This window comes from Myxococcus sp. AM011 (genome assembly GCF_013372595.1).
Classification (GTDB): Bacteria; Myxococcota; Myxococcia; order Myxococcales; family Myxococcaceae; genus Myxococcus; species Myxococcus eversor.
In genome coordinates this window covers 1-2,434 of sequence record NZ_JABXEM010000506.1, presented here as the reverse complement: position 1 = coordinate 2,434, position 2,434 = coordinate 1, and the positions used below count along the sequence as shown (strand labels likewise).

General features: G+C 66.4%; 3 protein-coding genes. All 3 read right to left on the bottom strand.

All coding sequences use genetic code 11. The features are described from left to right. Positions 1 to 1,244, bottom strand: a 1,244-nt coding sequence (locus tag HUW62_RS46775; protein ID WP_176438138.1) for a type IV pilus twitching motility protein PilT, incomplete at its 3' end; no start/stop codon positions are given. Positions 1,245 to 1,380: 136 nt separating this feature from the next. Then, positions 1,381 to 1,782, bottom strand: a complete 402-nt coding sequence (rpsI, locus tag HUW62_RS46770; RefSeq protein ID WP_163866807.1) for a 30S ribosomal protein S9 — start codon at positions 1,780 to 1,782, stop codon at positions 1,381 to 1,383. Between the two features lie 14 nt (positions 1,783 to 1,796). Then, positions 1,797 to 2,243, bottom strand: a complete 447-nt coding sequence (rplM, locus tag HUW62_RS46765) for a 50S ribosomal protein L13 (RefSeq protein ID WP_163866806.1) — start codon at positions 2,241 to 2,243, stop codon at positions 1,797 to 1,799. Positions 2,244 to 2,434 lie beyond the last annotated feature (191 nt).

Below are 2,434 nucleotides of genomic sequence, written 5' to 3'. Positions count from 1 at the left end.
GCCGTGGGCGGCGCCGGACGCTGGGCCTGGGCGGGCACCGGCGTGGGCGGAGCAGCCGGAGGCGGCGCGGCGGCCCCCGTGGGCGCTCCCTTCTGCGCGAAGGCGGCGGAGCCGGGAATCGGGCGGGCATCGCCGGGCTTGGCGTCGAAGTTGTCCCACTTCGAGTCGGACGTGCCGCTGATGCCGGAGAAGCGCAGCGCGAAGTCGTCCGGGTTGGACGCCTGGCGGTGGGCCTCCTCGTAAGTCACCAGCCCCTGCCGAACCAGGCTCATCAACGACTGGTCGAAGGTCTGCATGCCGTACGAGTCGGTGCCCTGGGCGATGGCGTCGTGAATCTCCTTCGTCCGGTCCTTGTCCTCGATGAGCTCACGCACGCGCGCGGTGACTCGCAGCACTTCGACGGCGGCCACGCGGCCCTTGCCGTCCGCGCGCGGCACCAGGCGCTGGCTGACCACGCCCTTGAGCACGCTCGCGAGTTGGATGCGCACCTGCTTCTGCTGGTGCGGAGGGAAGGCTGAGACGATGCGGTTGACCGTCTCGGTCGCGTCCAGCGTGTGCAGCGTCGACATGACGAGGTGGCCCGTCTCCGCCGCGTGCAGCGCCGTTTCGATGGTCTCGTGGTCTCGCATTTCGCCCACGAGGATGACGTCCGGGTCCTGCCGCAGCGCGCTCTTGAGCGCCTGCGCGAAGCTCATCGTGTCCACGCCCACTTCGCGCTGGTTCACGATGGAGCGCTTGTCCCGGATGAGGAACTCGATGGGGTCCTCAATCGTCATGATGTGGCTGGTCTCGTTGGCGTTGATGTGGTCGATCATCGCCGCCAACGTCGTGGACTTGCCCGAGCCCGTCGTCCCCGTCACCAGGACCAGGCCGCGCTCCTCACCACAAATCTTCGCCAGCACCTGTGGCAACAACAGGTCCTGCATGGTCATCACCTTGAACGGGATGACACGCAGCACCGCGCCCACGGTGCCTCGCTGCTGGAAGACGTTCACGCGGAAGCGACCCAGGCCCGGAACGCCGTACGCCAGGTCCACCTCGTTGCTCGACTTGAACTTCTCCTTCTGGAACTCGTTCATGATGCCGAAGGCCATGCGCGCCACCTCCTCGGGAGGGAGGCGACGACCGTCCTTCAACGGCACCAGCGAGCCATCCACCCGGAACATGGGTGGCAGACCTGCCTTGAGATGAATGTCGGAGGCACCGCCGCGCAGGGCGATCTGCAGAATCTCATTCAGTTCCATGGGCGCCTGGAATCGTAGCAGACGCCCCCGCGCCGAAGCGACCGAGGGAAGCAGTGAGTCCCGGAAAACACCACGGCGGAGACCCTCGTGAGAGAGCCTCCGCCGTGGGAGACAACCGAGCGACCAACCTGAGCGGTTAGCGCTTGGAGAACTGGAACCGGCGACGCGCGCCCGGCTGACCGTACTTCTTGCGCTCGACCGCGCGAGCATCGCGGGTGAGGAAGCCGGCCTTCTTCAGCGCCGGACGGAACTCCGGGTTGAAGGCGCACAGGGCGCGGGCGATGCCGTGACGGATGGCACCGGCCTGACCGGAGAGACCGCCGCCGCGAACGTTCACGGTGACGTCGAGCTTCCCCTTCTGCTCGAGGATCTCGAGGGGCTGATTGAGCACCATCTTCGAGGTCTCACGACCGAAGTAGTCGTTGATCTCCCGACCGTTGACGGTGACCTGACCCGTGCCGGGACGGAGCCACACGCGGGCGGTGGCTTCCTTGCGGCGGCCGGTGGCGTAGAAACCGAGCTCTTGGTGAATGGGCATGGACGTTGTCTCCCTTACGCCTCGACCGCGAACGCGGCCGGCTTCTGGGCGGCGTGCGGGTGGGTGTCACCTGCGTAGACCTTCAGCTTCGTCATCATCTGCCGGCCCAGCGCGTTGCGGGGCATCATGCGACGCACGGCGTTGAGGATGACGTCCTCGGGGTGACGCTGACGGAGCTTCTCCAGGTTGGTGATCTTCAAGCCACCCGGGAAACCCGCACGGGAGTGCCGGTAGTAGAGCTTGTCCTGCTCCTTCGTTCCCGTCACCTTCACCTTGTCGGCGTTGATGACGATGACGTGGTCGCCCGTGTCGATGGACGGCGTGTAGATGGCCTTGTGCTTGCCCTTGAGGAGGGTGGCAATCTGGCTCGCCGCGCGGCCCAGCACCTTGTCGGACACGTCAACGACGTGCCACTGGCGCTTGATGTCCCCAGCCTTCGCGCTGTAGGTCTTCTGCGACATTTCTTGCACTCCAAACTTCTCGCGGCCGCCAGGTGCATGCCGGGGGACCGCTGAACGTGCCTAACCAACCGCAGGTCCGCCGTCGAAACTCCACGGAGGCCTGGAAAGGCCGACCCTCCTAGTCGGCATGGAGGATCAAGTCAAGGTTGGCGGGGCCTCGGCCCTGGAATGCTCGCCTGCCGCCCCCACCC

Bases quoted from the DNA above. Each gene is read 5' to 3' on its own strand.
- rpsI (WP_163866807.1), bottom strand. From the start codon at position 1,782: ATGCCCATTCACCAAGAGCTCGGTTTCTACGCCACCGGCCGCCGCAAG.
- rplM (WP_163866806.1), bottom strand. From the start codon at position 2,243: ATGTCGCAGAAGACCTACAGCGCGAAGGCTGGGGACATCAAGCGCCAG.